The sequence below is a fragment of the Falsiroseomonas sp. RANM36 genome, assembly GCF_056682175.1.
Genome location: NZ_JBWXTD010000005.1, coordinates 32,218 through 35,675, shown reverse-complemented (window position 1 = coordinate 35,675; position 3,458 = coordinate 32,218). Strand labels below are relative to the sequence as shown.

General features: G+C 67.3%; 3 protein-coding genes and 1 pseudogene. 1 reads left to right on the top strand and 3 read right to left on the bottom strand.

From position 1 onward, the window contains the following. Positions 1 to 119: 119 nt before the first annotated feature. Complete coding sequence (locus tag AC1MIR_RS18075; RefSeq protein ID WP_480029587.1) at positions 120 to 1,085, bottom strand: acetamidase/formamidase family protein; 966 nt, start codon at positions 1,083 to 1,085, stop codon at positions 120 to 122. A gap of 182 nt (positions 1,086 to 1,267) precedes the next feature. Then, positions 1,268 to 1,843, bottom strand: a complete 576-nt coding sequence (locus tag AC1MIR_RS18070; RefSeq protein ID WP_480029586.1) for a transposase — start codon at positions 1,841 to 1,843, stop codon at positions 1,268 to 1,270. A gap of 128 nt (positions 1,844 to 1,971) precedes the next feature. Here AC1MIR_RS18070 and AC1MIR_RS18065 point away from each other — a divergent pair, with 128 nt between their 5' ends. Beyond that, positions 1,972 to 2,535: a histidine phosphatase family protein gene (locus AC1MIR_RS18065; RefSeq protein ID WP_480029585.1), complete on the top strand. Its 564-nt coding sequence runs from the start codon at positions 1,972 to 1,974 to the stop codon at positions 2,533 to 2,535. Positions 2,536 to 3,348: 813 nt separating this feature from the next. Here the strand turns inward: AC1MIR_RS18065 and AC1MIR_RS18060 are convergent. Continuing rightward, a pseudogene (locus AC1MIR_RS18060) lies at positions 3,349 to 3,458 on the bottom strand (IS5/IS1182 family transposase); the annotation flags it as partial.

Below are 3,458 nucleotides of genomic sequence, written 5' to 3'. Positions count from 1 at the left end.
GGGGCGGGCTTGCGAAAAGGTGTGGATATTACGGCCGGGCCCCCCCCGGCGGCCCGCGCCAACGGCCCGCCCCGGGGGGGCGGGGGGGCTGACGCCGCCCGCCCAGCTTGCGCAGGGGGTCAGAACAGGAGGCCCTTTCGCAGCATGCCGTGGACGCCCTTTTCGCCGTTGACGGTCTGGGTCACGCGGAAATCCACGGCGAGCGAGCAGAGCTGGTAGGCGTCCGCGGGGGAGACGTTCATGCGGGCGACGATGAACGAAATCATCTCGCGCAGCGCCTGCTTCATGGCGAGGTCCAGGTCCTCGTTCAGGCCCATCGAGATGTAGTGGCTCTTCGTCTCGGCGCGGGGGAAGCGCAGCGCAGGGTCGGAGGCGCCGCCGCCCTTCTCCAGCGTCAGCCGGAAATGGCCGGTGAGGCACATCTCGAGGGCGTTGATGCAGACCTCGCCGTCGCCCTGCACGCCGTGGCCATCGCCGGCCGAGAACATCGCGCCCGCGACATGCACCGGGAGCCAGAGGGTCGCGCCCTCCCCGATCTCCTTGTTGTCGAGGTTGCCGCCATGGGCGCGGGGCTCCTTGGTGGAGATGCGGCCCCAGGCGGCGGGCGGGGCGACGCCCATGACGCCGAAGAAGGGGCTGAGCGGCAGGGTCACGCCAGGCCCGACCGGCACCGTGCAGGTCATTTTCTCCGCGTCCACCGGGATGTGGAGCATGCGGGCGTAGGGGAAATCCTCGGGAAGCGTACCGAAGAGGGGCCGAAAACCGCAGAAACCCCAGTCGTTGCCGAGCTCGATCGCCTCGATGTCCACGCGCAGCACGTCGCCGGGCTCGGCGCCCTTCACCTCGACCGGGCCGGTGATGATGTGCGGGCCGAGGCGGGGCGGGTTGGCGGCGTGGATGGCGGCGAGCGCCGGCGGCACCTTCAGCCCGGATTCGGGGGCGGGCATGATCTCGGGCGCGCCGGAGACGCATTCGAGGACGACCAGGTCGCCGCTGGCGATGCTGGCGACCGGGGGAAAGCCGGCGTCGAAGGCGCCGAAGCGCACCGTCTCGGGCGTTGCGGCAATGCGGTGGGTCGCTGGCATTTTTTGGGGTTCCGTGGCCTCTGCCTGGGGTGCGTGCGGTGGGGCAGATGATCGAAGGGCCGCTTCCCGGTCAATCCGGCCGGGGCGGGCTTCGGGCGGCCGCGCGACGGCCTGCGCCGCCTTCGCGGGCAGGGCTGCGCCCGATGCGGGCATGCTTTCGGTTGTTCGGGAGCCGTGGGCGGTCATTCGGTGCGGCGCCACGCCCGAAAGTCGCCGGCGAGGAGGCGGTGGAGCAGGCGCAGCTCGGCCGCGACGGTGGCGAAGAGAGTCGGGCTTTGTATCAGCGGCGCGATGCGCCGGATGTTTTCGGACAAAGCCGGCCAGGGGAGTTTTTCGGGCGCGCAGGGCAAGGCATCCCGCAGGCCGAGGCGGTTGGCCATGAGGGTGACGGCGAGCGGCAGCAGCTTCGCGATGCGGCGGACGGCCCGACAAATGCGCCAGCGCAGCGCCTCCCACCCGCCGAGGTCGCGGTCATCCGAGACGAGCGGCAGCAACATAGGAAAAATTCCGGCCTGGCCGGCGCGGCGCAGCGCGCGGTGGGCGGTGTCCGGCTTGCCGAGATGTTTTGGCAGTTCCCGCCAGGGTTTGCGGGAGCAGGCGATCCAGAAGATGGCGTCCCAGAGACGGCGGCGATCGGTGGGGCGGCCCGGGTTGCGGGGCGTGACGAGGGGTTCGAGGCGCGCCCACTCGGCGTCGGTCAGCGGGGACCAGGCGTGGGGGGCGGCGCGGCGGTGGGGGAGGCGTTGGTAAAGGGACATGGCTGGGAGCGTCGCGCGGCGGCCGTGGCGGAGTCAAGGATTTTGTTCCTAGATCGGCCGGTGTCGCCGGTGGGGCCGGGCTTTGCAGGCGGGGGCGCGGCGCCATCTGCGCGCGCATGAGGATGCGGTTGCGAGTTCTGGGGGCGGTGCTGGCGCTGGCGGGGCTTTGGCTGGCGGTGCCGATGCGGGGGGCCTCGGCCAGCGAGGAGGCGGCCTGGGCGGCGCTGCGGGAGGGTGGGATCGTGCTGTTCCGCCACGCCATCGCGCCGGGCGGCGGCGACCCGCCGGGCATGCGGCTGGGCGACTGCGCGACGCAGCGGAATCTGGACGCGGCAGGGCGGGAGCAGGCGCGGCGGATCGGCGCGGCGATCCGCGCGGCGGGGGTGGAGGTGGGGGCGGTGCTGGCCTCGGCCTGGTGCCGCACGACGGAGACCGCGGAGCTGGCCTTTCCCGGACGGGGGGTGGTGGAGCCGGCGTTCAATTCGTTCTTCGGCGCGCGGGAGGACGGGCCGGCGCGGACGGAGGCGGCGCGGGCGCTGCTGCTGGCGTGGCGCGGGCCGGGGGCGCTGTTCGTCAGCACGCATCAGGTGAACATCACGGCGCTGACCGGCGTGTTTCCGGCGAGCGGCGAGGGGGTGGTGCTGCGTCGGGAGGGGGATGGGCTGCGGGTGGTGGGGAGGGTGCGGCCATAGAGCAAGCCACGAGTTTGACGCGGCAGCGATGCGGGCCGAAAGTTGGATGTAGCGAATCTGTGAACCAGCAGGTCTGGCCAACCCGCGCAGTGAGGGCGAAGATGGCAATTAAGGAAGACGCGCGCCGAGCGTACTTCGATACGCGCCCTGCTGAGGAACGACTCGCGAGCGCTTTAGATGAAGCGTTCGACGTCACGTATGGTAGCCATCAGTTTGGGCAAGCATTCTGGCTATGCGCGCCAAAGATTTTTACTAGTGAAAGATTCGGACTCCCCAGAGAAGTAATTGCTCTTTACTCCCCATTTGAAAAATCCGATGCGAGAATACTTACATCCCTTGAGAATATTTCACGCGCGCCAGAATTCCGGCACCGCGTTGAGAATGTCGTAGCCATTGTAATATTCGATGGAGATTCCAGAACCATCGACACACTTGCTCTGCAAACAAAAGACTGGATACTTGTTCCAATTTCCTCTTCTGAACTTCAAGATCGGCAGCGACCGCCCTTTCTGATTCGGTCGAAGATGGCGAGCAAGATTGGACAGTTCGATCTATTTGGAATGTCATCTCCAATAAAACATGACAAATATTTCTATGGACGCGACACTCTTGTTCAGGAATTGTGCCAGCGTGCGCTAGTGCGAAAAGAACACTCCGGTCTTTTTGGCCTACGCAAGACTGGAAAGACATCCGTGCTTTTCGCTGTGCAACGCCGCCTCAACGAAAAGGGCGTTTTGGCTGAGTATGTCGATTGCCAGAGTCCAGGCATATATGGCTCTCGGTGGTGGACCGTCTTAGAGCCTGTCTCGAATCTCATGTGCAACGGGCGATGCGCCGTAGCAGGAGCATGACGGAGGCGGCGTAGAGGAAGGCCTCGGCGGAGGCGAGGGAGGCCTCGAAGTCCTTCGCGAGACGGCGGTTGC

Coding starts and splice junctions, on each gene's coding strand:
- AC1MIR_RS18070 (WP_480029586.1), bottom strand. CDS start 1,843: ATGTCCCTTTACCAACGCCTCCCCCACCGCCGCGCCGCCCCCCACGCC.
- AC1MIR_RS18075 (WP_480029587.1), bottom strand. CDS start 1,085: ATGCCAGCGACCCACCGCATTGCCGCAACGCCCGAGACGGTGCGCTTC.